The 22,288-nt window shown below is 69.5% G+C and carries 18 protein-coding genes and 1 pseudogene; 8 read left to right on the forward strand and 11 right to left on the reverse strand.

What is annotated here, in order from left to right; all coding sequences use genetic code 11:
- The first annotated feature begins 180 nt into the window (after positions 1 to 180).
- The gene (locus AB0O01_RS35760; RefSeq protein ID WP_365320198.1) at positions 181 to 1,512 is read left to right on the forward strand and encodes a class I SAM-dependent RNA methyltransferase; all 1,332 of its coding nucleotides are present in this window, start codon (positions 181 to 183) and stop codon (positions 1,510 to 1,512) included.
- A 401-nt stretch (positions 1,513 to 1,913) separates the two neighbouring features.
- On the opposite strand, the gene AB0O01_RS35765 is transcribed toward AB0O01_RS35760, so the two are convergent.
- From AB0O01_RS35765 to AB0O01_RS35785, 5 genes are all read right to left on the reverse strand, one after another.
- A complete protein-coding gene (locus tag AB0O01_RS35765; protein WP_365320200.1) occupies positions 1,914 to 2,933 on the reverse strand; it encodes a WD40 repeat domain-containing protein in 1,020 nt (339 codons plus the stop codon).
- A 329-nt stretch (positions 2,934 to 3,262) separates the two neighbouring features.
- Positions 3,263 to 3,496, reverse strand: coding sequence for a hypothetical protein (locus AB0O01_RS35770; RefSeq protein ID WP_365320202.1), 234 nt, complete (start codon positions 3,494 to 3,496; stop codon positions 3,263 to 3,265).
- 51 nt (positions 3,497 to 3,547) lie between these two features.
- On the reverse strand, positions 3,548 to 3,694 hold the full coding sequence (locus tag AB0O01_RS35775; protein WP_365320227.1) for a hypothetical protein: 147 nt from the start codon (positions 3,692 to 3,694) through the stop codon (positions 3,548 to 3,550).
- 586 nt (positions 3,695 to 4,280) lie between these two features.
- Positions 4,281 to 5,249: a LysR family transcriptional regulator gene (locus tag AB0O01_RS35780; RefSeq protein ID WP_365320204.1), complete on the reverse strand. Its 969-nt coding sequence runs from the start codon at positions 5,247 to 5,249 to the stop codon at positions 4,281 to 4,283.
- Between the two features lie 434 nt (positions 5,250 to 5,683).
- Positions 5,684 to 6,187, reverse strand: coding sequence for a cupin domain-containing protein (locus AB0O01_RS35785; protein ID WP_365320206.1), 504 nt, complete (start codon positions 6,185 to 6,187; stop codon positions 5,684 to 5,686).
- Positions 6,188 to 6,274: 87 nt separating this feature from the next.
- Here AB0O01_RS35785 and AB0O01_RS35790 point away from each other — a divergent pair, with 87 nt between their 5' ends.
- Positions 6,275 to 6,448 (forward strand): hypothetical protein, encoded by a 174-nt coding sequence (locus AB0O01_RS35790; protein ID WP_365320207.1) that lies wholly within the window; start codon positions 6,275 to 6,277, stop codon positions 6,446 to 6,448.
- Between the two features lie 21 nt (positions 6,449 to 6,469).
- On the opposite strand, the gene AB0O01_RS35795 is transcribed toward AB0O01_RS35790, so the two are convergent.
- On the reverse strand, positions 6,470 to 7,939 hold the full coding sequence (locus tag AB0O01_RS35795; RefSeq protein ID WP_365320209.1) for an MFS transporter: 1,470 nt from the start codon (positions 7,937 to 7,939) through the stop codon (positions 6,470 to 6,472).
- Positions 7,940 to 8,582: 643 nt separating this feature from the next.
- A complete protein-coding gene (locus AB0O01_RS35800; RefSeq protein WP_365320210.1) occupies positions 8,583 to 9,182 on the reverse strand; it encodes a TetR/AcrR family transcriptional regulator in 600 nt (199 codons plus the stop codon).
- A 1,258-nt stretch (positions 9,183 to 10,440) separates the two neighbouring features.
- On the opposite strand from AB0O01_RS35800, the gene AB0O01_RS35805 reads away from it, so the two are divergent.
- The 5 genes and pseudogenes from AB0O01_RS35805 (at position 10,441) to AB0O01_RS35825 (ending at position 14,520) form a co-directional block, all read left to right on the forward strand.
- Complete coding sequence (locus AB0O01_RS35805; protein WP_365320212.1) at positions 10,441 to 10,839, forward strand: RidA family protein; 399 nt, start codon at positions 10,441 to 10,443, stop codon at positions 10,837 to 10,839.
- A gap of 293 nt (positions 10,840 to 11,132) precedes the next feature.
- Positions 11,133 to 11,735, forward strand: coding sequence for a TetR/AcrR family transcriptional regulator (locus AB0O01_RS35810; protein ID WP_365320214.1), 603 nt, complete (start codon positions 11,133 to 11,135; stop codon positions 11,733 to 11,735).
- Between the two features lie 451 nt (positions 11,736 to 12,186).
- Positions 12,187 to 12,677, forward strand: a pseudogene (locus AB0O01_RS35815) (cupin domain-containing protein).
- 247 nt (positions 12,678 to 12,924) lie between these two features.
- Complete coding sequence (locus tag AB0O01_RS35820) at positions 12,925 to 14,082, forward strand: SDR family oxidoreductase (RefSeq protein ID WP_365320216.1); 1,158 nt, start codon at positions 12,925 to 12,927, stop codon at positions 14,080 to 14,082.
- A 108-nt stretch (positions 14,083 to 14,190) separates the two neighbouring features.
- Positions 14,191 to 14,520 carry a YciI family protein gene (locus AB0O01_RS35825; RefSeq protein WP_365320218.1) on the forward strand — a complete coding sequence of 110 codons (330 nt, stop codon included), beginning with the start codon at positions 14,191 to 14,193 and terminating at the stop codon, positions 14,518 to 14,520.
- A 180-nt stretch (positions 14,521 to 14,700) separates the two neighbouring features.
- Here the strand turns inward: AB0O01_RS35825 and AB0O01_RS35830 are convergent, their stop codons facing one another.
- Both AB0O01_RS35830 and AB0O01_RS35835 read right to left on the reverse strand, forming a co-directional pair.
- Positions 14,701 to 15,033 carry a hypothetical protein gene (locus AB0O01_RS35830; protein ID WP_365320219.1) on the reverse strand — a complete coding sequence of 111 codons (333 nt, stop codon included), beginning with the start codon at positions 15,031 to 15,033 and terminating at the stop codon, positions 14,701 to 14,703.
- Positions 15,034 to 15,245: 212 nt separating this feature from the next.
- Complete coding sequence (locus AB0O01_RS35835) at positions 15,246 to 15,902, reverse strand: glycoside hydrolase family 15 protein (protein ID WP_365320229.1); 657 nt, start codon at positions 15,900 to 15,902, stop codon at positions 15,246 to 15,248.
- 75 nt (positions 15,903 to 15,977) lie between these two features.
- Between AB0O01_RS35835 and AB0O01_RS35840 the strand changes: the two genes are divergently transcribed.
- On the forward strand, positions 15,978 to 16,778 hold the full coding sequence (locus AB0O01_RS35840; RefSeq protein WP_365320220.1) for an inositol monophosphatase family protein: 801 nt from the start codon (positions 15,978 to 15,980) through the stop codon (positions 16,776 to 16,778).
- 32 nt (positions 16,779 to 16,810) lie between these two features.
- Here AB0O01_RS35840 and AB0O01_RS35845 read toward each other — a convergent pair whose 3' ends face one another.
- Both AB0O01_RS35845 and AB0O01_RS35850 read right to left on the reverse strand, forming a co-directional pair.
- A complete protein-coding gene (locus AB0O01_RS35845) occupies positions 16,811 to 17,932 on the reverse strand; it encodes an IS630 family transposase (RefSeq protein ID WP_365320222.1) in 1,122 nt (373 codons plus the stop codon).
- A 189-nt stretch (positions 17,933 to 18,121) separates the two neighbouring features.
- Positions 18,122 to 22,180, reverse strand: a complete 4,059-nt coding sequence (locus AB0O01_RS35850; RefSeq protein WP_365320223.1) for a hypothetical protein — start codon at positions 22,178 to 22,180, stop codon at positions 18,122 to 18,124.
- Positions 22,181 to 22,288: the final 108 nt, after the last annotated feature.

Below are 22,288 nucleotides of genomic sequence, written 5' to 3' on the forward strand. Positions count from 1 at the left end.
TCGGGTGGGAAGGGGGTGGGGGTGGCGCTGCGGGTGTGAGCGGGAGTGGGGGTGGCGCTGCGGGTGTGAGCGTGCGTGGGGGCTGGGTGGGGCGACGTAGACTGGTGGGCTGTTGTCCGGGCTCGTCGCTCATCTCCTTCCCCGTTCCCTCCCCCCTTCACGTACTGGAGTCATCCCGCCATGCAGGCAGAACCTAGGAAATCGCTGGTCGGGGCCGAGTACGAGGTCGAGGTCGGGCCCGTGGCGCACGGGGGGCACTGCATCGCGCGGACCGACGAGGGGCAGGTGCTGTTCGTGCGGCACGCGCTGCCGGGGGAGCGGGTGGTCGCGCGGGTGACCGAGGGTGAGGAGGGGGCGCGGTTTCTGCGGGCGGACGCCGTCGAGGTGCGGGAGGCGTCGAAGGACCGGATCGAGGCGCCGTGCCCGTACGCCGGTCCCGGCCGGTGCGGTGGGTGCGACTGGCAGCATGCCAAGCCGGGGGCGCAGCGGCGGCTGAAGGGCGAGGTGCTCACCGAGCAGCTCAAGCGGCTGGCCGGGCTGACCCCGGAGGAGGCCGGCTGGGACGGCACGGTGATGCCGGCCGAGGGCGACAAGCTGCCGGCGGGCGAGGTGCCCCGGTGGCGGACGCGGGTGCAGTACGCGGTGGACGCGGGGACGGGTCGGGCGGGGCTGCGCCGGCACCGTTCGCACGAGGTCGAGCCGGTCGAGCACTGCATGATCGCCGCGGAGGGTGTGGACGAGCTGGGGGTCGAGCAGCGGGACTGGACCGGGATGGAGTCGGTGGAGGCCATCGCGGCGACGGGGTCGCAGGACCGGCAGGTGATCCTGACGCCGAGGGAGGGCGCGCGGCTGCCGATCGTGGAGCTGGACCGGCCGGTGTCGGTGATGCGGGTGGGGGAGAAGGACGGCGGGGTGCACCGGGTGCACGGTCGTCCCTTCGTCCGGGAGCGGGCCGACGGCCGTACGTACCGGGTCGGCAGCGGGGGCTTCTGGCAGGTGCATCCGAAGGCGGCGGACACGCTGGTGACGGCGGTGATGCAGGGGCTGCTGCCGCGCAAGGGCGACATGGCGCTCGACCTGTACTGCGGGGTGGGCCTCTTCGCGGGGGCGCTGGCCGACCGGATCGGCGAGAAGGGCGCGGTCCTCGGCATCGAGTCCGGGAAGCGGGCGGTGGAGGACGCGCGGCACAATCTGGCGGACTTCGACCGGGTGCGGATCGAGCAGGGCAAGGTGGAGGCGGTGCTGCCGCGGACCGGGATCACGGAGGTCGATCTGATCGTCCTGGATCCGCCGAGGGCGGGGGCGGGACGCAAGACGGTCGAGCAGTTGGTGGGGCTGGGGGCGCGGCGGATCGCGTATGTGGCGTGCGATCCGGCGGCGTTGGCGCGGGATCTGGGGTATTTCCGGGGTGGGGGGTATCGGGTGCGGATGTTGCGGGCGTTTGATTTGTTTCCTATGACGCACCATGTGGAGTGCGTGGCGATTCTGGAGCCGGTGGGGAAGGGTTCCTGACCTGTGGTCTTGCGCGTGTGAGTTATGTGCGGTGGGGGCGTTACGGGGGATATCTTGACGCTGGAATGACGCTCGTGACGCTCATTTGACGCTCGTTCTGATGGGGTGTCAGGCGCACGTTGGGCAAGGGCGGGCGGTGAGCTGAGGACTGGCGGCCGGGCAACGCACCGCCGGACCATCTCCGCCGGCACGGAGCAGACGCACGCCCCCGCATGAGCAGCGCCCGCAGTTCCGAACACCTGGGCTCGCACTGAGTGTCGCCTCCCGCCCGGTTTCCTCGTCGGCTGGTTGATCAGCCGACGGGAGTTCTCCTCACTCGCGCCAGCAGCACGCCGTGAACTGTGTGGTGATGAGCGTGAGCACGCGGGCGGAGGGGCCGTCGGTGTGGTTCGCCGTGCTGTTCAGCCCGTGTGTCTGCGGCCGGGCGACCTGGCGAGCCCGGCCAGGTCCCACACGCGTACCGTCCTGTCGTTGCCGCCGGTGACGGCGACGGACCGGCCGTGCAGCACGGTCGTTGCCACCGCCCGTACCGTGCCGCTGTGGCCTTCCAGGGGTTCGCCGACCGGACCGCCGGTGGCCGGATTCCACAGCCGCACCGTCCCGCCCCCACTGCCGACCAGGACGAGGAGACGGCTTCGCGCCACAACCGGCGCTATCGCACCGGTCTCGGAACGCGTTTCCAGGGGCTCGGCCGCGGGCCGACGCGTCGCCAGGTCCCAGACCCGCACCGTCCCGCCGAAGTCGCCGGTGACGGCGACGGGACGGCCATCGACCACGGCCGTCGCTGCGGCGCACACCGCGCTGGTGTGGCCTGCCAGCGGCTCGCCGATCGGTTTCCGGTCGGTCAGGTCCCACACCCGTACCGTCTCGTCGTTGCTGCCGGTGACCGCGACGGGCCGGCCGTCGACCACGGCCGTGGCTGTCGCCTCCACCCAGTCGGTGTGCCCGGCCAGCGGCTCACCGATCTGTTCGCGGCGGGCCAGGTCCCATACCCGGACTGTTGCGTCGGCATGACCGGTGACCGCGAGGGGACGTCCGTCGCAAACAGCCGTCGCCACCGCGCACACGCCCCCGGTGCCGTGATCCAGCGGCTCACCCGCGTGCCGGCCCGTTGCCAGGTCCCACATCTGTATGAGATTGCTCCCGCCGCCGGATACCGCGACCGGACGATCGCCGACCACGGCTGTCGCCAGCGACCACACTTCGCCGTTGCGGATGAGACCGTTGTGGCCGACCAGGGGTCCACCCACAGGCCGGCCGTCACAGAGGTCCCAGATCCGGACCGTCTCGTCCTGGCTGCCGGTGACGGCGACGGGCCGGCCGTCCACCACGGCAGCGGCCAGCGACCAGACGCCGTGCTCGTGGCCGGCCAGGGTGGACCGGAGCCGGGAAGACGGATCGGCACGCACACTCTCGGACATGGACGACACGATAGATCCGCCGTTCGCGCGACTGAACCCGCTCCAGCATCTCCGGCGGTCTCGGCCACGGCCTGCACGGCCTGCACGGGCTCACCCGGCGCCCGCAGCATCAGCACCATTCGTGTCTGCCTGAGCCAATCGCTGCTGGAGCAACGTCATTGCAGAACTGGCCGGGTGACTCCACAGCGGAGATCCTCAACCACGGCTTGCCGCGTCATTCCAACGGTTGCCGCACGCACCGCTCAACCCTTCAGCGGACATTTCCCGGTGGCGTTGGTCTACGCGGGAGAGATGGACAGGAGGCGGCAGGAAAGGGAAATCCATCGGCATCAGAGCCACGAGGCGGACGGAGAGTTCCTTTCCGCCCTGCCGGGGCAGATAGAGGCGCCGGGGACGGGCGGAGGACGGATGAAGGACGGGTGGGTGACGCTCGGCAGGTCGGGGGAGTCCCACAGCTTCCGTGCTGTGGCGTCGGTACGGTCGGTACGGACGGTGCGGATGACCTCCTTCAAGCGCTCGTCACCCGGATACTGCTCGGCGTGCAACCGGAGCTTGGCGATCATGGGCAGTGCCCATTCCTTCTCCCAGCCGATCAACTGCTTCCGGGCCTCGGGTCAGGTCAGCGCCCACTCCATCACATTGAGGCCATAGCCCATCCAGGGAAAGATCTCGCCCATCCGCGGGTTGTGCGCCAGGACGTCCCAGCGGTGATCGCTGGCGTAGGCGGGGCAGTTCTCGCTGTTCTCGACGAGTTCCCGGATCGCGTCCGGGGAGGGAGTCGCTGTAGGACGCGGGCCTGCCGGACTCCAGCGCGCTGTACCAGCGCCTGCTCACCCCCGCCAGTGTCGCCGTCTCCTCCTGGGGGAGACCGGGAGCCGATCTGCTGCCGAAAGTCGCAGTGAATCCGGGATGTTCGAAGTGCCGCGACGTGCACGGGCTTGCCGCAGAATGCGGGAGATGCTCGGCGCTTCCGCGACTTCACGTTTCACAACGGTTGACTAACGCTCCGGATGGGACCTGTATCACATTTCCGCTTCCCCATTGACTGGCCCGCTCGATATCGAATCAGCCGCCAATTCCAGCCTCCGGTTGAGGTGGTTGGCATACGGTGGCTGTCTAGTCAATGCAGGCCGTGGACGGGTCGGCTCAGTGTAGTGGGAACTGGTAGTTCCCATTCACTGGATCTACCCTCCCGGCCGATCACGAAGGTCTCAAGAAACCGTCTTTGAGTCACCGGCGCTGCGACGTCCGGCACCGGTCCCGAGTTGGCCGCGTCGCTCAACTCCGGTGCCTCCTTCGACTGTGGGGTGCCGAACGTCCCGGCGCCGGACGGAAAGCCGGGTGTCCTCATGGCGTGGTGTGTTCGCGACTGAGTCTGACGGCCAGTTCGTTGAAGGCGCGCATCCTTTCGGTTTCATGGGACCGGCGCCAAACCAGGCTCCGTGCGATCGGAGGCGCGTCTGTGATGGGGAGGTAGGTGACTTCGGGGCGGGTGTAGAAACGATTCACCTCCTCCCCCACAGTAAAGGCACCCTCGTCGGCGCCTACCAGGAGGAGGACTTCCAGGAAGGTGGTGGCGGCCGGGCCGTGGGCAATCGGTCTGCCCATGGGGGTGCGCGAGGGGACCCGGTCCTCGGAGATGGAGGCCGGGCAGTTGTCCGGCATGCGCAACAGCACGACCTCGGCCAGGTCTTCCTGGCGGATCTCGGCGCGGGACGCCAGAGGATGGCGGGACGAGACAGCCAAGTACCGCCGCTCGGTCCACAGAGCAGGTCCGGCGACCAGTTCCGGGTCGGCGAACGGTGACAGGAGAGCCATGTCGGAGTCCCGCGCGCGCAGGCCGGTGATGACGGTGTTCATCTGGAACTCCTGGAGACCGATCTCCGCCGTCGGGTGCTCGGCGCGGAAGGCGCGCGTCGCTCGCAGCAGGAACTGGCCTCCGGCGGCGCCCAGGAACCCTATGTTCAAAGGGCCGTCGAAGCCTCGGGCGGCCATGACGGCGTATTCCAGGGCGTGTTGGACTTGGCGGTAACCGGGGCTCAGGTCCTCGTGGAACTGTGCCCCGATCCGGGTGAGGGCGACCCGGCGACTGGTGCGGTCGAACAGGCGCGCGCCGATCCGGCGCTCCAGCCTGCTGATCACCTGACTCACCCGGCCGGGGGAGAGGTGCATCCGCTCTGCGGCCCGGGTGAAGTGAAGCTCCTCGGCCAGGGTGAGAAATGCCTCGATCTCACAGCGTTCCATGGATCCCTCAATGGCTGGTCGTGGAGGCGGTGCGAACTGGTTCGGGGTGACCAGCGCGGCGATGTCATCCACCGACGGTTCCCATCGCGGCGGACGGTCGACGACCGTCGTGGCCCGTGGAGCCGGTGGTCGACCGGGAGTACCCGGCGATCCCCGACCGGCGTCGGCGGCAGCGGTGCGAACGTACCGTCCGCGCTCTGGTGTGTAGTGCAGCGAGGGCGACGGATCGCCGGCACCGGTTCCGTGTCCCTCGAAGTAGCCGGACGGTACGTGGGTCCCGGCGCGGCTCATCGATACTCCCTCTTCTCGAACTTCCCTGGTCCGCCAGGGTGGTGCGCAGCGGACGGCACAAGGGTTGCCGATCCCGCTGAGGACCGAGGACTTCCTGGATCCGGCCGGGTCTCGGGAACCGTGTCCGTCGTTGCGCCGGCCGGCACGGGTGTGGCGCGGCCCGCCGAACAGGGACTGCGGATTCCCCGTTCGGCGGGCGGCGCTCCGGCGTCGGATCAGCCCTGTTCGAGTGACTGCTTCCAGACCGGGCTGTCGAAGTAGTGGTTGTCGTACTGCTCGGAGCTGTCGCGGATGTCCTGGATGGTGGCTTCGCCGCGATACACCCGCTCCAGGAGGCGGTAGTAGTCGAAGCGCTGCAGGCCGGGGGTGAAGACGACGAGCATGTCGCCCTCCTCGCCCGCGGCGGGAGCAAAGGCGTGCGGCACCGTCGCAGGGACGGTGAGGAAGTCGCCGGTGCGCAGCGTCAGTACCTCCTCGCCGACCAGGAACCGCATCGCGCCGCCGAGGACGAAGAACATCTCGGTTGCCTTGGTGTGGAAGTGCGCCGGCGCGCCGGGCGAGCCCTTCCGGAGGGTGGCCCGGTTCGCGGTGAGCGCGGCGCCGGGGTCGTCGGCCTCGGCGAGCAGGGTGATCAGGCTGGTCGCGCCGTCCTGGATGGTCGCGGCCTGGTCGGCGCGGACGAGGACGGGGAGCTGCGGCTGAGGGGTGGTGGCGTTCACAGGGTTTCTCCTTGTGCTGTTTCCACCGGCTTCGGGCCGGTGTTGGTTCTGTTGACGTGTACGGATTCGGACCTGATGGAGCGGGCCGTGACCGTGGAACGAGGTCCGGGCAGCCTCAGTGCTCCGGGGTTGGCGAACGTGGTGTCGGTGACCGGTTCCGGGCTCGGCGTGCTGCTGTCGGCGGTGATCGGCCGCTGCTGGTCCGCGATGAGAACCTCGGCGGCCCGCGGCTCCGGGGCCGGCGTACGGCTGACTTGGTAGTGGTCTGGGGGCGCCGCGGTGTCATGCGCCGGGACCGTCCCGGCGCCCGACGCGGTGGCGATCGGACAGCGCGGTGAAGTCGGCGGGGTTCCGCTGGCGCGTGGTCTTGGTGGGTGCCTCCACGATGGTCCCGGCGGTGCCTCGGCCGAGGTTGCGGGCGATCAGCGCCGTGGCGGCGATGCCTGCGGCGGCGATGAAAACGGCGGTGCGCAGGCCGTCGGTGACAGCGGTGCGCAGGGCGTGGCCGGTGACGCCTTCGGTGCCGGAGTTGGCGATCGCGACCAGCAGGGCAAGGCCCACGGCTCCGCCGACCTGCTGGCTGGTGGAAGCCATGCCCGAGGCGACGCCCTGTTCGTGGCTCGCGATGCCGACGGCTGCGGCCCCGAACATCAGGGTGTAGCCGGCGCCCTGGCCCAGACCTACGATCACCAGGCCGGGAACGAGCGCGGCATAGGAAGCGTCGGTGCCCATGCTCAGGCCCAGGACGACCGTACCGGCGGCACCGACGACCAGGCTCGCGATCATCACGGCGCGGATCCCGTACCGGGTCGCGAACCGTCCGGCGCCCTGAGCGCCTGCGGCGATGGCGACCATCGGGATCAGGAATGCCAGGCCCGTCTCCAGGGCGTTGTAGCGGTGCACGCTCTGGAAGTAGACGGTGAGGAAGTACAGCAGGGTGCCGAAGGTTGCCATGAACAGGAACGTGATGAGCATGCCCGTGCTCAGGTTTCGGTTGCGCAGAAGCCTCAGTGGCATGAGCGGGTCGCCGCTGTGCTTCTCGATCATGACGAACACGGGGATCAACACCACGCCGACGAGGGCGGTGACCACGATGAAGGGGGATGTCCAGCCGGATTCGGGTCCTTCGACGATGGCGAAGACGATCAGTGTGCTCGCGACCGTGGAGGTGAGGGCGCCCGCCAGGTCGAACCTGCGTCCTGACGCGCGGGCCGGGTCTCGGGCAAGCAGCGGGAAGGCCAGAAGCGCTGCGGCTACGGCGAGCGGGACGTTGACGTAGAACACGGATTCCCAGCCGAGCGACTGGGTCAGCACGCCGCCCAGGAGCGAGCCGAGGATCATGCCGCTACCGCCGGCGGTGCCCCAGACCGCGAAGGCGCGATTGCGTTCCCGCCCCTCGGCGAAGCTCGTGCTGACCAGCGTCAGCGTCGCGGGGAACAGAAATGCGCCACCGAGGCCCTGCACGGCGCGGGCCGCGATGAGCAGTTCGGGATTCAGGGCCAGCCCGCCGACCAGGGAAGAAACGGCGTACAGCGACAGTCCCAGAACGAACATCCGGCGGGGGCCGAACAGATCGCACGCCCGGCCGCCCAGCAGCAGGAATCCGCCGAACGCCACAGCGTACCCGCTGATCACCCATTGCAGGGTCTGTGGCGTGAAGCCCAGCGCGGTGCCGATCTCGGGCAGCGCGACGTACACGATGTTGTAGTCGATCGAGATGATCACCTGGGCGAAGGCCAGGAGGGCCAGCACCGGGCCTGGGCGGCGCCCTGGGCTCTGGTGAAGTGTGCTTCTCGGTACTGAAGACATGACAAACCCCTCGATCTACAGAACGGCACGTGCCGTTCTGTAGATCGAGAATGCGGAAGAAATCGCCACTTGTCAACGGCACGTGCCGTGCCGTTTCTGGTGTGAAGGGGTGGGCATCGGGAAGCGAGGTGGGCTCGGAGGCCGCCGCGGACATGGCGAGCCGGGCCTCGGATGATTCAGTGCGCCGGGCATGCCGAATCAGGCCCGTTCGCGAACGGGCCGACTGCAAGCACCCGCCCGGGACACCCCGGACAGGGCGAGTGCCCGCCTGTCCACTCTGTGTGTCTTGTCTGATTTGGCTCCGCGGCGAGTGGGCCCTGGAAGCAGGAACCTGTGCAACAGATGGCTGCTGATTCGGGGGTGAATGCCATCGGATTCACTCAGCTCGTACAGCTCGTACAGCTCGTACAGCTCGTACAGCTCGTACAGCTCGTACAGCTTGCGTCACGTCACGTCATGGCCCGGTTCTCGGTCGCGGGTGGGGCCGTCGGGCCGGCGTCATGCGGGCACACCTGGAAGAGCGATTCGACCTCTGGGCCGGCGGTGAACGAACCAGGAGCAAGCCCTTCAAGTCACCCGCTGGGGGCTAGGCTCCTTGCGGGGGACCAAAGCCGATCTTGAAGAGGGTGTCGATGACAGCGTCGACATCCTTCACCGACACTGCGTCGGGCAGTAGCAGAAGATTGTGATAGTAGGCGCCGTACAGGATCGCCAGCGCCATCCTCAGGTCCAGATCGAGGGACAACTGCCCTTCGTCCTGCGCCGTCTTGAGCCGGGCGATCGCCTTGTCTATCTGCGGCTTCACAAACCGCTCGTACAGGGTCGCGGCGACCGCCGGATCGTGCTGTGCCTCTCCCACGAGCGCCGCGTAGAGGCGGCCGAAGGGTGGGCTCGCGAGCAGTGCGACGGCATTGGTCATCTGCTCGCGCAGATCGGCCACGATGTCGCCGGTGTACGGGAAATTGAGATCGTGGTCGAGCGAGGACAGCAGCGCGTCCAGGAACACCGCCCCCTTGGAGGGCCAACGGCGGTAGATGGTGTGCTTGCCTACGCCTGCGCGGGCCGCGATGCCCTCGACGCTGAGCTTCGCGTAACCCACTTCCTGCGCCAGGTCCAGGGTGGCCCGCATGATGCTTGCAGTGCGGTCGGCGCCACGGCTGCCCCGGGAGGGAAGGTTGTCCGTCACCCACCCATCATAGCGACACGGCACGGTGCGTGCCGTGTACGCACAAACCCGGATGGCCGATCCGATCACAATGCGCCCATTGCGCGACGATCCGCCCACCAGTCCCTTGCACCGGACGGTCGCCGCGCGCACGGCCACCGTATACGCCACCCTGTGCAAACCCGGCGTCAGGGGATAACCCGCCCGATGTCACTCACCTGCGTCACCTCGGTGGTGATCAGACCCGCGTCGGCTGTCGCGCTGACTACTCGGCGGTCCAGCCCGAGACGAGTTGTGCGGGGTCCGCGCGATGTCGCGTCAACGGTGTCATCCGCGTTGCCGGCGGCGGTAGCAGCCGAAACGGATGAGGACGGAGACGCGTGGCAGCGGGCTGGTGGTGGTTTCTCCTTGGATGTTCCCACCGACTTCGGGCTGGTGGGTTCGTCCTCGCGACCACGCTGTTCGTGCCGGCAGGGGGCCCGAAGGTGCGGTCGCCGTTGCCGACGGGGGCCACGAGTCGCTGGTAGTAACCGAGGAACCCTCCCGTTCTCCATCTGTGGGGATGAGGTGTACCGCTGGCGTACTCGGGTCACGCTCGATGTCCGTGGTCCCTCAAGTCTGTTGCGTCCGCCGATCGTTTAGTCAAGGTCAACAGAACCGGGCAAAATCGATCTTGATCCGGACGATGACGTCGATGGAGGCTTGAGGGCAGCGCACACGGGCCTGTCATGTTCGCCGGACGGCTGGGAACGACGTGATCCCCAGTGGGCGGGCAAGCGAGCGCTCCGCGCGCTTGGCCGAGACGAGGACGGCGTGGGCTGCGGTCGATGGCGAACGGCGTGGGCGTTCGACACACCGCGGGATACCCCGGACCTCCGATCCCTCGAAGGAAGGTGACGACGCATGCGGGGATGGACGGACACGGTCGGCGTGTGGGTCGAAATCGCGGGGACCGGTCGGCGCAGGGAGCGGGCACCGCCCCAACGGCCCGCAACGACGCTGGGCCACCTACGTGGCCCGGCTCGACGCACGAGCCCCGTCGATTCCATCGTCGGAGCACCATGTCTTCGCCCGTACGCCCTCCGGACCACCTCGAATCACGCCCGGCGAGCCGACAGGATGCTCGTCCGTCTCGACGGCTGACCGCTGCGGCAGGCGCCGGCCTGATTCCGCGATCTCCCGCCTTCCGAGGATGGTGACGCTCCCTTCACCCGAGCCGCCCTCTGCCACGGCTCCTCACATGGCGACCCGCGCATTCGAACACAGGAGAAATGACACTATGTCGCATACAGTCATCAACCCGGCCGGACTGCACAACCCCGTCGAATACGGCTACAGCCACCTCGTCGACGCACCCTCCCCCGGCATCGTTCTCGTAGCAGGCCAGTACGCCTCCGATACCGAAGGTCACGTCATGTCGGCGGACTTCGCCCAACAGGTCGAGCGCTCGTTCGAGAATCTGGCCACGGCGTTGGCCGCCGTGGGACTCGACACGAGCCACGTCGTACGCCTGGGTACATACATCGTCGGCCATGAACCGGGCAGACTCGACACGCTCCTTGCCGTGATCAAGCGGATCTGGGGCGACGCGCCCCCCACCCAGACCCTGCTGGGCGTCGCCGCCCTGGCGTTGCCCGACATGCTCTTCGAGGTCGACGCAATCGCCGTCCGCCCTTGACCCACCGCGTCGGGCGCGTCGAGCGCACCCGGGATGCCTCCCCCGGCGGCCGGCGGCGCTTCCGGCGCAGCCCACGATGGATCGTCGGTCTCGCTCGGTTCCTTCCGCCGACCGGCGGAAGCGTCCGCAGTTCCCTGTGACTGAGGGGTGAGGGCGGGCGGGAAGGCCGGGGCCTCGCCCCGCGGGGTGACGGGAGCGCCTGTCCGGGCGGGAGGGTGAAAGGGCTTCCATGATGTGTCCGCACGCCGGGAGCAAATGTGGTACGGCACGTGCCGTGTCATTATGGTGGTGGTGTGACTGACAAATCTCCTCCCTCACGTGACGGCCGCGGTGCCGAACGCACCGCCGACATCATGCGGGTCACCCTCGAGCTCGCCCAGGAAGTGGGCTACGCCAAGCTGAGCATTGAGGGCATCGCGTCCCGCGCGGGCGTGGGCAAGCACACCGTCTACCGCCGCTGGTCCTCGAAGGGCGCCGTCTTCCTGGACGCGCTGCTGTCCTCGATCGAGGGGGATCTCGGCTACCCGTACACCGGCGACCTCGTCGCCGACCTCCGCGTCCAGATGACCAACGCGGTCAGCCTGCTGGCAACCCCGCCCTATGACCGGCTCTACGCGGCCCTGGTGGGAGAGGCCCAGCACGACCCCGCGGTGGCCAAGGCCCTCTATGAGCGGTTCGTGCAGCCGCAGGCGGAGCGGACGGCCGACCGCCTCCGGGCGGCACAGGAGGACGGGCAGCTCTCGCGCGACCTCGACCTCGACACGGTGGTCATGCTGCTCTACGGCTCCTACTACCACAAACTCCTGCTGACGCCCTTCCCGCTGTCGATGCGCGACGTTGACATCGTCCTCGACACCTTCTTCACGATCGGGCTGCGCCCGCCCGGCCAGCCGTAGAGGCAGGCGCACTCCACATGGAGAGGGGCGCGGCACGAGGGCGCCGCGCCCCTCTCCATGCACACCCTGGGCAGGGATCCGACTGTCTCGAACGGGGAATGCGGACCGGGGCGCCCCTCGCAGCGACCGACGGCGCGGCACGTGCCATCGGTGCGACGGCGGGTGAGGGGTGGCCATGTTCCGATCGGCCCATGCGACACGGCGCGTGCCCTTCAGGTTTGTGGGTGTGCGGTGCCCTGATCTCTTCCCTTCCTCGCCCTCTTCCCTTCCTCTGTCGCGTCCGTCGGCTCGTAGGCCCATGCTTCGGCGGGCCCCGGGCATGCGAAGTCATCAGGACGGGACCGCCACGTACACCCTCGGCCGGCACACCGCCCGGAGTCGGCACGGGCCGCCAGGACGAGCACCGGGGCAGCAAGCCGGTGGAAACGATCCGAGGAAAGACACCGTCAACCTGAGTGCCACCCCGCCACAGCCGCAGGCGCCCGTCCTGGTACGGGCCGCCGAAGCCGTGGCCCTTGAGACGGTGCGACCAGCCTGATCACGCCGCTCGCCGACGCGGGCGCCACCGGGGGCGCGCTCACCGTGAACCGGGCGACCTTCCGCAAGGGGGCGTTCCACGCCGAAGCCACGGAGATGTTCTTCGTCCTCGGCGACAGCGCGCGGATCCTGCTCCACGACCAGGTGGTCGCGCTGGGCGCCGGTGACTCCCTCGCCGTCGCGCCGAACGTGCCCCACGCCTTCGCTCCCGCGCCCGGAGAGGAAGGCGAGTTGCTCGTCGTCTTCACCCCCGGTCTGTGCCGCTTCGACTACCACCGGCTCCCGGAGCGGGTGTACCGCGGCGAAGCGAGCGTCCAGGACATCCGGGACAGTTCCGAGGTCTACGACAACCACAACCACTACTTCGACGGACCGGTCTGGACCCAGTCGCTCGCGCAGGGCTGACACGGCACGCGGCGCGGCCCCGCAGCGACCGTTGAGCTGTGCTAATCGATCCGCATGTCATTCGGCGTTGTTCCGGCCCGCTCCCGGGACGGATGCTGATCAAGCCCCCTTTGCCGCATGGCCCAGGGGCCACTTCACCAGCGTCCCGGCCCGGATCCTCTCCGCGCCCTGCGGGCCTTCCGTGTACGCCGTGGCCCATCCAGAGCCGCGGCCTGCCCGGTCTCCCATCGAATGCCCAGGAGAATCCATGGATCTGCACCTTGCCGGACGGACCGCAGTGGTGACGGCCGCCAGCGGAGGCATCGGCAGCGCGGTCGTCCGCACCCTGCTCGCCGAAGGCGCCCGAGTGCTCGGCAAGGGCCTCGCCGACGAACTCGGCCCGCGCGGGATCCGGGTGAACACCGTCTCGCCCGCGCTCATCCGCATCCCGTTGTGGGACGAGTACGGTCCCCGGGTCAGCCAGGCCACGGGCGGTGACATCCGGGAGCTGATGACAGACCTTCCCGAGAAGATCAACGTCACCCTGGGCCGCTGGGGCACACCGCAGGAAGTCGCGAACCTGATCGTCTTCCTCGGCTCCCCCGGCCGCGTCCTACGTCACCGGCAGCGACTACGTCATCGACGGCGGCCTCCTGAAGGTTCTGTGACCCCGCGCCAGCCGTCGCCCACCCGGCCGCCGGGGTCACCGCGCCCCAGCCCCCGTGCGGAGGCGGGCTCCGTGCTCGGCCGCCGCGTCCTGGCCACCGGTGCGTCGGGAGGCGTCGGGAGCTTCGCCGTCCAGCCTGCGCCCGCCGGGGCCCACGTCACCGTCGCCGTCGGGGCGAGAGTCCGCGCCGAGGGCCCGCGCGTATGGGGAGCCGCGAAGGTGGTCCTGGGGCCGGACGCCCTACCGGAAGCGGTCTTCGGGTCTTCGGCCACGTCGGCGGAGGCCAGCTCGCCGACGCGCTCCTCCGCCCAGGCGATCGGCCGCGCGGCCCGCCACCGTCGACTTCGAGGTGGCCGGAGAGATGTCTGCCCGAGGACGCCTCGGGAACCGCGGCTTCGCCGTCCGATTCGGGGCCGACCCCACCGCGCCGCTCCGGCTGCTGGAGCCCGGATGACTCATGTCCGAGACAGGCTGGCGCGGGCACTGGCAACAGACCGCACTCGCGGCCGAAGCCCTCCCGGCGGGGCGGATCCGCGGCAAGGCCGCACTCGACGTCCCCGCGTCCCGCCGCCGGGCGGCGGAGACCGGAAGCACCACAGCACGACGTCCCCGCCAGGACGAGGGGGCCTTGGCTCTGACCGGCAGTTCAGAGCCAAGGCTGGTGGAAGCGGCCGACTGCACCGCCCGGTGCAGCGGAACCCGCTGCGGGACATCCCCCGCCCGAAGCCAGCAGTAATGTTTCTGCACGGTGGCCGATGAGTTCCGGTGCCGCGTGCCGTCTACAGACCGAAGATCGAAGACCGGCAGCAGCGAGGACCGGCCGCTCCGGCCGACCGCTGACGCCACACCAGAGAGAAGAGATCTCCCATGCAGTACGCGCTCGTCTACTCCTACGACCCCTCCCTGGCCGGACCGGGTGGAGACGCAGAGGTCAAGGAGTGGATGGACCTCGACGAGGAACTGACCCGCGCCGGCATCAAGGTCCATGAGGCGGGTTTCCACCCCGGTGCCCACGGCAAGACCCTCACCCTCAGTGACGGCGCCCCCCGCATCACCGACGGCGTCCCGGCCGGATCCACCATTGCCGGATACTACGTCCTCGACGTACCCGACGAGCACACCGCGCTCGACTGGGCCCGGCGCATTCCCACCGCGCGCTACGGCCAGATCCAGATACGCCAGATCGCCACCGTCTGACACCCGCCGCAGCCCGTGCCGGGGCCGGGGAGGCCGAACACTCCGGCCCCGGCAGCCGCCACACCGCCGCGGCGGGCTCCTCGGCACAGGCGCGTGGTCTCCACTGCCCGCCATCTGGAGGGCCGGACAAGGGACGGCCGCGTGAGCCGCCACACCTGATGGAGCGACCGGGTGGGCGGCTCATGGATGCCCACGCAACCTCAGGGGATCTGTTGCCTTCCAGGTGCTGGACACCGGACGGCAGTCTGTGGGCCGGTGCCGTCGCGGTGCGCAGTGCTCTGCTTCGGGGCGCCGGGCCAGGACTCGAAACTCGCGGCCGATGCGGCCGGTCATGCCGAGCACGGCTTCGGCCGCGTCCGCGAGTTCGTTGTCGTTGTCCTGGGCGTCCCACATCTCCTGCCGCAGGAGGAGATGCAGTCCGAGGGACGCCAGGCGGTCGTGCATCCGCCGCCACAGGGTTTGGTTGCCGCCCCCGTTGTACTCGAAGTTGCAGGTCGCCACGTTGATGAGCACGGAGGTCTCCTCGGAGGTAGAGGTGTCAGCGGGATGTGCGGGATGTGCGGGGTGTGGATCGGGGTGGTCGGGGTCGGACCCGGCGTGGAGGGCCGCCGCGTCTGCGGTGCGGCGGTGGTGTTCTCCACGCCGGGCCCTGGCGGTGCCCGGTGCGGCTGCTTCCCCACGAGCACCTGCGCCGGGTTCCGCGTCCCCGCCCTTTTCGGATCAGGTCAGGGTGCGGTCCGGGAGGCGGGGTGTCTGCGGGGGAGCGGGTTCACGCGGACGCCGCCGGGAACGGGGCGCCCGGGGCGCCTGCGGGGGCGGAGAGCGCCGTCTCCATCTCCTGGCGGGTGCTGGGGGTGGAGGCGGTGTGCGTGGGGCTGGGGAGTGTGGTGCGTGGGGCGGGAACGTGCCGTTCGGCGGGGGTGTGGAGGCGGTTGGATGCGTCGCGCAGGGCCCAGTGGGTGAAGCCCTGCGGGTAGTTGCCGACCTGGCGCCGGCGGATGGGGTCCCATTCCTCGGCGAACAGGCCGAGGTCGCTTCGCAGGGTGAGGAGCCGCGTGAAGAGGGTGTGGGCCCGGCCGGTGCGGCCGGTCAGTGCGAGGGCTTCGACGAGCCAGAACGAGCAGGCGAGGAAGGCGCCCTCGTGTCCGGGGAGCCCGTCGATGCCCTGGGCGCTGCCGGTGGTGGTGTAGCGGTGAAGGTGTTGCGTACCGGGTCGCCTTGGAGTGGACGAAGTGACGGCGCTCGCCGCGGACTTCCCAGATCCCCTCGTCCGGCTCCTGCCAGACCTCGGCGAGATTGCGGACCAGCGCGGTCTGGAGGGCGTCCGCCCGCGGGTCCGGTTCCAGACCGTGGCGCCGGGCCGTGTCCAGGGCGTCGATCAGCTCTCCGTACGCGTCTAGTGCTCTGGCCGGGAAGGTTCGCCGGGGTTATAGCGTCGCCTCGATAGTCTGCACGGCATGATCGACTCATACGCGAGCTCCGACGATGCTGCAGTCGCGATAACCGGCGCGCGGGCTGGCGCGGACGTGGTCCGCAACATGTACGGCCAGCGGCTCAACCGCATCGACAAGGGTGCCGGGGACTTTGCCACCGCCGCTGATGTGGAGGCCGAGAAGACGATCCTCGGCGTCATCCGTGCTGCACGGCCCGATGACGCGGTGCTCGGCGAGGAAGGCGGGCAGCAGGGCGCCGCCGACGCTGTGCGCCAGTGGTTGGTGGATCCCTTGTGCGGCACGCTGAACTACGCCGTCGGCAACATGCTGGTAGCCGTGAACGTGGCGCTGCGGGATGGGGCGGCGGCGGTGGCCGACCCGTTCAGCGGCGAGGTCTTCTTCACCAACGGGGAGAGCGCCTGGGTCCGGCATGACGGGGCCGACGACGCACTGCTGACGCCCACACCCGCTAGCCGGTTGGTGGACGTCAATCTGGATCCGCCGTTCCCGAGTGCACCTGGATTCCGGGCCGTGGATCTGCTGGCTCACCCTGGGTTCGTCGAACGTTTCCGGCCTCGGGTCGTGTCTACGACGCTGGCGCTGGCCTGGGTGGCGGCCGGAAAGCGCGCCGCATATGTCACCGATGGCGGCGACCTCTCCGGGAGCGTGCATTTCGCGGCCGGTATCGCTTTGTGCCGTGCTGCTGGCTGCGTTGTCACCGGGATCGACGGTGCCCCGATTGGTGAGTCGGGTCGTGGGCTTCTGGTCGGCGCCGACGAGGAGACGCACGGGCTGCTGATGTCGATGATGCGCAGCCGAAGCTAGTGCTGTGACCGCATGGGTTTCACCGGGCTGGGTCAGGCTGCGACTTGGAGGGGCCTGCCGCCCCAGCGGATGCCCTTCTCGCTGCGGATCCGGGCACGTTCACGGCGTTGAGCTGCGAGGACGTCTGGGTGGCGGGCGTTGGCGTTGCGCCAGCGCAGGTAGGCGTGGAGGGCCCGGGTCTGGGCGGTGTGGTTGCGGTGGTTGGAGTTGGCGACGGTGGACTGCCGCAGCGGTCCGAAGCGGGCCTCGATCGGGTTGGCCCAGGACGCGTAGGTCGGGGTGAAGCACAGGTTGACCTTGTTCTTCTTCGCCCAGCGACGGATGTCGGCGCCTTTGTGGGCGGACAGGTTGTCCAGGATGACGTAGATCGGGGCGCCGTCGGGGCGGGCGGCCCGGATCGACTTCAGCGCGGCCAGGGTGTTCGCGGCACTTTTCTTGCGGCGGTTGACGCCCCAGAGGTTGTCGTCGCCGATCGAGTAGCAGCCGTGGAAGTAACGGACCCCGTGGGTGCGGTGGTACGTCGCGGGATGCCGCTCGGGCCAGCCCTGCTCGGCCCAGCACGAACCGCCGGTAGGCCGGATGCCGAGCGGCCCGAACTCGTCGAACGCAAAGACACGGTCAGGAAAACGCTCCGGCACCTCCTCGATGCGGTCCAGCCTGGCGTCGTGCTCCGGATCGGGCGACTCCTTCCACGTCTTGGTCCGCTGGAAGGTGACGCCGCGCCGGGCGAGCAGGCACCGTAATGCCTCGCGGCCGATCCGGATGACACGGCCGTGCACTTTCCGCAGGTAGGCGGCGAGTTTGCGGATGGACCAGCGGGTGAAGGGCTGGCCGAGCCTGGTCGGGCGGGTGGTGGCCGTCTGGACGACGAAGTCCTCATCGTCAGGGCTGAGCAGGCGGGGACGGCCTCCCGCCCACTGAGGGTCCAGACAGGCCAGGCCGATCTCGTTGAAGCGGTGGATCACATCCCGGACGGTGTCCTCATCGGCCTGCACCAACTGCGCGATCACAGGCACCCGGTTGCCGCCAGCCGAAGCCAGCAGCATCATCGCGCGCCTGTAACGCACCGAACTGGTGCTGCCCCGGCGCACGATCTGCCGCAGCTTCTGCCCCTCCTGGTCGGTCAACCTGCGCACACGGACAAGCTCAGCCACCACAATCCCCAGCAGTCGGAGCGGACGTGACCGTACATCCAACCGCCCGGACGACCGCCCCGGCGAACCTTCCCGGTCAGGGCACTAGCTGGAGCTGTCCGGCGGCGCGGTTGCCGACCCGGACCGGTGCCGAGCCCGCATAGCCGGGCAGGTGCCCGAGTTCCCGCTCGGGCAGGTCCCGCTCGCCGCTCACACCATTCCGGTCAAGGGCTTGATCGTGACAACCGCCCGTCGTGGCCCGGTCAGCCCGCGGGGAGGGGAGCCGATGTCCAGGCTTGCCAGGCCGGGGACCTCCTTTTGTCCGGCTGCCAACTCCTGAATCGCTGTGCGAAGCGCGGCGACGACCGCGTCGGCTCGCAACTGTCCAGCCTCTGTGCCGTCATGGAAGAGCCCCCCGTTGCCGAATCCCACCACATTGACCACAGGGAAAGACCGGTTGTCTTTGTACAGGGTGACGGCCAGATCGACGATTTCTCCGGCGATTCGGCCGATAGTTTCCAATTCCTGAGGCTTTAGTTGCTTGCTCTTCCAGGCGAAGGGGATCTCGTATGTCCTTGATTTGAGGTGAGGGAGAATGTCTTCCCAGTCGGCCTCGCCGCCCGGACGCCATGTGACCTTTTTGGCTTTTCGGTTCCAGGTGCCCGTGCGGTCCTCCTGTTTGTCATAGACGCTGACCACAGCATTTGGGTCAATGCCTCCGGTGAAGGCCACCTCCTGCTCCTTCCGGTATCTCGGTACGAGCTCCCAGCCTGTCCGCTTGTACATCTCCACGATATCGACACCCGTGGAGTCGGAATTACGCGATGCGTCGATCCTGTACCGGTAGCGTCGGTTGTAGAACCATAGCTCTGGGTTTCTTGTGGTGGCGACGAACTGCGCCGATCCTTCCTCCACATAGTCGGGTACTCTTTTGATGAATACCGTCTGGGCGGCGCGAAATCCTTCACTGAAGATTATCTCGGGTTCCGTGTCTGAGAAGTGCCACAGTATTTCGTCGGGGCTGCTTTCCGTGATGAGAGCCGTGTCGGCCCTGTCGATCAGGTCGTAGTTGACTGCGGCCTGTGTGTCACCGGGTGAGATGGGTGCGTGTCTGCTGTCGTCGGTGGTGCTGGGCAGGAGGGGGCCGCCCGGGTGGACGTGTGGGGTGAGGACGTCGGTGATCTGCTGGAGATGGTGGCCGCTGAGGGCGAAACGCTGTTCAGGAGCGCGGAAGGGTCCCATGAGGCTGGAGTACGGGGTGTCGGTGGGCGTGCCCGGTGGGGTGGCGGTTCGGGTGGAGAACAGGACTTCGGGGGCATGGATGTCGTCCTGGATGCCCAGGCCGTGGACGAGTTCGTGGACGAACGCGGCGGGTGCGGTGTCGGCCACGCCCGCGTACCAGTGGGCCTGCCGCATGCCGCGCTGGTGCGGTGGCAGGCCGGGGTGCACCGTGACCTCGGAGTGTGCGGCCCCGCTCGTCCCGGTGAACTCCACATGGAGCCTCAGCAGGGGCCCGGTGCTGCGGCCGGTCCGGTCGTCCGGGGGGTGGGGGAGCCGGTAGTCCTTGCGGTTGACCACTTCTTCCAGGGAACGGAGCAGCCCTTCCCTGACCTTGCGCAGGTCGTCGTCGCTGGTGTGTTCCGCGGGGGTGAGGTGGATACGGCGGGTCAGATGAATGATGCCCGGGTCGTCTGCGGTCCGGCCCGTCCACCGCCAGGAGTAGCCGACCCGCAGGCGTTCACCGTGAACCGTGGAGTCCCTCATGGTGGGGCGTCCGTTCTCGTCGCGCGTGAAGGTGAACGCCTCGTCCACGGCCGGACCCCGCCGCCCGCCCCGGGAGCGGCCGTGGGGCAGCCATCGGTCCGTGTCCACCTCGCCGTGACCCCACACGTGTTCCGGCACGGCCCGGGGCTGGACAGTGTCTGCGCCGGGATCGTCGGGCGGCGCGGACACGTCCCTCCGTCGCGCATCCGTCTCCGGCGTCCTGGAGCCGGACTGTTCGGATGTGGCGGACACCCCCGCCGACCGCTCGGCGGGGGAGGGCCGGCTGCCGCTGGGCGGGTTCTGCGCGCGCGGTCTGTCCGCGGGCCCGGCGATACTCAGGGCCGACAGAGTACGGAACACATGGTCGCCGGGGCTGGACGTTCCTGTCGCCGGGTCCTGCGTCGGCTCGGGCCCGGCCACGCGTGATGCGCGCTGGGGGACGGATCGCGTGAATCCGTCCCGGACCCGCTGCTGGGCTGTGGTGGAGGCGCCGTGTCCTGTTCGCTCGCCGGTGAGGGGGGTCGAGGGTGTGTCTCCGTCCTGGAGGCTGTCATCGCCGCGACGGCTCGGGCGGGAGTCCGGCACCTGCCGGGGGAGGGTGTGTGACGGGTGGGCGCCGGTCGTCTCGGGCCGCTGAGGTGCTCGCCGGCCGGTGAGGGTGTCGTGGCGGGCCGTGCCGGTGGGTACGGTGCCGGCTCGGGGTGCTGCGGTGTCGAGGGCGTTCCGTGAAGAGGGCGGGAGCGGTTCTGCGGGAGTGTCACGGCCGGTACCGAGTCGGCCCCGCAGGTCGGCGAGTTCGAGGATGCGCTGGGTCTCCGGCAGGACGCGAGGGGTGTCGTGGTTCCCCTCGCTGTCCGTGCCGGCGGGGGTGTGCCGCGCAATGAGGGTGGTGTAGTGGTGGAGGCTGTCGTCCAGGAGGGCGGGGTCGCCCTGGCTCCTGGCCAGCAGGACGGCCGCTGCCGCCGACTGCCACTGCGGGCGGGGGACACCGAAGGGGACGGGCTGGTCCTGGCCCGCCGTGATGTGGGCGTCGACCGCGGCCTGCTGACGGTCGAGAAGCTGGGCGCCGATCTCGCTCCGGATGACCCGGATACGTTCCTCGATGGCATGCCGATCCCCGGCGGCCGTGGTGTCGTGGGTTTCCCGGGCCGGAGGGGAGGTCTCTGTACCGAGCATGCTGGCGGTTCGAGTCAGTGCCTCCAGTGCCTCCAGTCCCTCCACGGCCTCGCGCAGCCGGATCTCGCCGGGTGAAGGCGCATACGGGACGGTGGCGGTGGCGGTGGTGACGTTGGTCAGGACGGTGTCGATGTCGGTGTCGGTGGTGATGTTCGAGTTGCTGGAGTTCCTGGAGAAGATGCTGGCCATGTCGTCTTCTGATTCCGACTCCGAGTCACTGTCCGGCGGGACCGGCGGGTCGTCGGACGTGGTGCCGGAGCGGGTGGCTGTCGGGGGGAGTTCGGCGATGTCGACGGTGTCGTCGATATCCCTGTGTCTGCCAGCCACGGTGGGAGTGGGCTGATCAGTGTCGGTGCCCTGTCCGTCTGTGGTGGTGTCTTCGTCGGGCGAGAGCACGTCGAAGAGATGGTCGGTGCTGCTGGTCGTGGTCGTCGTCGTGGGGCGGACAGGCCCGGTCAAGGGGACGTGCGGATCCGTTCCCGGGCTCACTGTCACCTCGGGGGAATGGTCCTCCTGGACAGCGGTGCGGTTCCTGTCGCCGCGTGGCCGGTCGTCCGGGGAGCGGGTGTCGCCGGGTCTCGGCTCGCTGGGCCTCGGCTCGGAGGGCCTGGGTTCGCCGGGGCTGGGCTGGGAGGGCCTGGGTTCCGGGGGCCTTGCATCGCCGGTTCTGGGGGCATCCGCGCCGGGGCGTGGTGTGGTGTGGGCGTCGCCTCCCGCGAGAGGCATCGGGGGCGGCGGGACCGGCGAGGGCGTGGGGGTCGGCGTGGGTGTGGGGGTCGGCGTGGGCGTGGGGGTTGGTGGGGGTGTGGGCAGGGGCTGGCGGGCGCGGGTGGTTGCCGGGTCCTGTCCGCTCTCTCCCGCGGTGACCGGTACGTTGCGGTGGTCGGGGGTGAGGGCGGGGACGCCGGTGTCGGCCTCGGTGTCGGTGTCCGTGTCGGTGTTGGGGGGTGGGCTGCCGTTGAGCAGTTCCTCCACCCCGAGTCCGCCGCCGACACCGCCGGCCTCGGGCGCGGTGGACAGTGGGGGAACAGCGATCAGCGGTCCGTCGGGAGTCAGGACGGGCGTGCGGACCGGATCGCTCTCGCCCGGCCGGTCGTCCGGGACGCCGGCATCACGTACCGGATCACCGGTCCCGCCGCCGGTCACCGGGACCGGGGCCGGTTCCGGCGGGGGAGCGGCCGTGGTGAGCGTACTGGTGTCGATGCGGTCGGCGTTCCCGCCCCCCGAGTTCACCTGGCCATCGCCGGTCACCCGGCCGGGCGCGGGCACCGTGCCGCCGTCGCTGCCCACCACCGGCAGCCGGCCCACCCCCTCCAGCCCCGGGCCCATCCCCATCCCCGGACCCGGCCCCAGACCCGGCCCCAGACCCAGGTCCGGGTCCGGCAGTGGCCGGAACTTGCCCGCCGCCCACGACGCGGCCCCGTTGGACAGCTCCAC

Source organism: Streptomyces sp. NPDC093252, from assembly GCF_040683675.1.
Taxonomy (GTDB): Bacteria; Actinomycetota; Actinomycetes; order Streptomycetales; family Streptomycetaceae; genus Streptomyces.

Bases quoted from the DNA above. Each gene is read 5' to 3' on its own strand.
- AB0O01_RS35805 (WP_365320212.1), top strand. From the start codon at position 10,441: ATGTCGCATACAGTCATCAACCCGGCCGGACTGCACAACCCCGTCGAA.
- AB0O01_RS35820 (WP_365320216.1), top strand. From the start codon at position 12,925: ATGGATCTGCACCTTGCCGGACGGACCGCAGTGGTGACGGCCGCCAGC.
- AB0O01_RS35825 (WP_365320218.1), top strand. From the start codon at position 14,191: ATGCAGTACGCGCTCGTCTACTCCTACGACCCCTCCCTGGCCGGACCG.
- AB0O01_RS35850 (WP_365320223.1), bottom strand. From the start codon at position 22,180: ATGGGCCCGGGGCTGGAGGGGGTGGGCCGGCTGCCGGTGGTGGGCAGC.
- AB0O01_RS35765 (WP_365320200.1), bottom strand. From the start codon at position 2,933: ATGTCCGAGAGTGTGCGTGCCGATCCGTCTTCCCGGCTCCGGTCCACC.
- AB0O01_RS35770 (WP_365320202.1), bottom strand. From the start codon at position 3,496: ATGATCGCCAAGCTCCGGTTGCACGCCGAGCAGTATCCGGGTGACGAG.
- AB0O01_RS35840 (WP_365320220.1), top strand. From the start codon at position 15,978: ATGATCGACTCATACGCGAGCTCCGACGATGCTGCAGTCGCGATAACC.
- AB0O01_RS35760 (WP_365320198.1), top strand. From the start codon at position 181: ATGCAGGCAGAACCTAGGAAATCGCTGGTCGGGGCCGAGTACGAGGTC.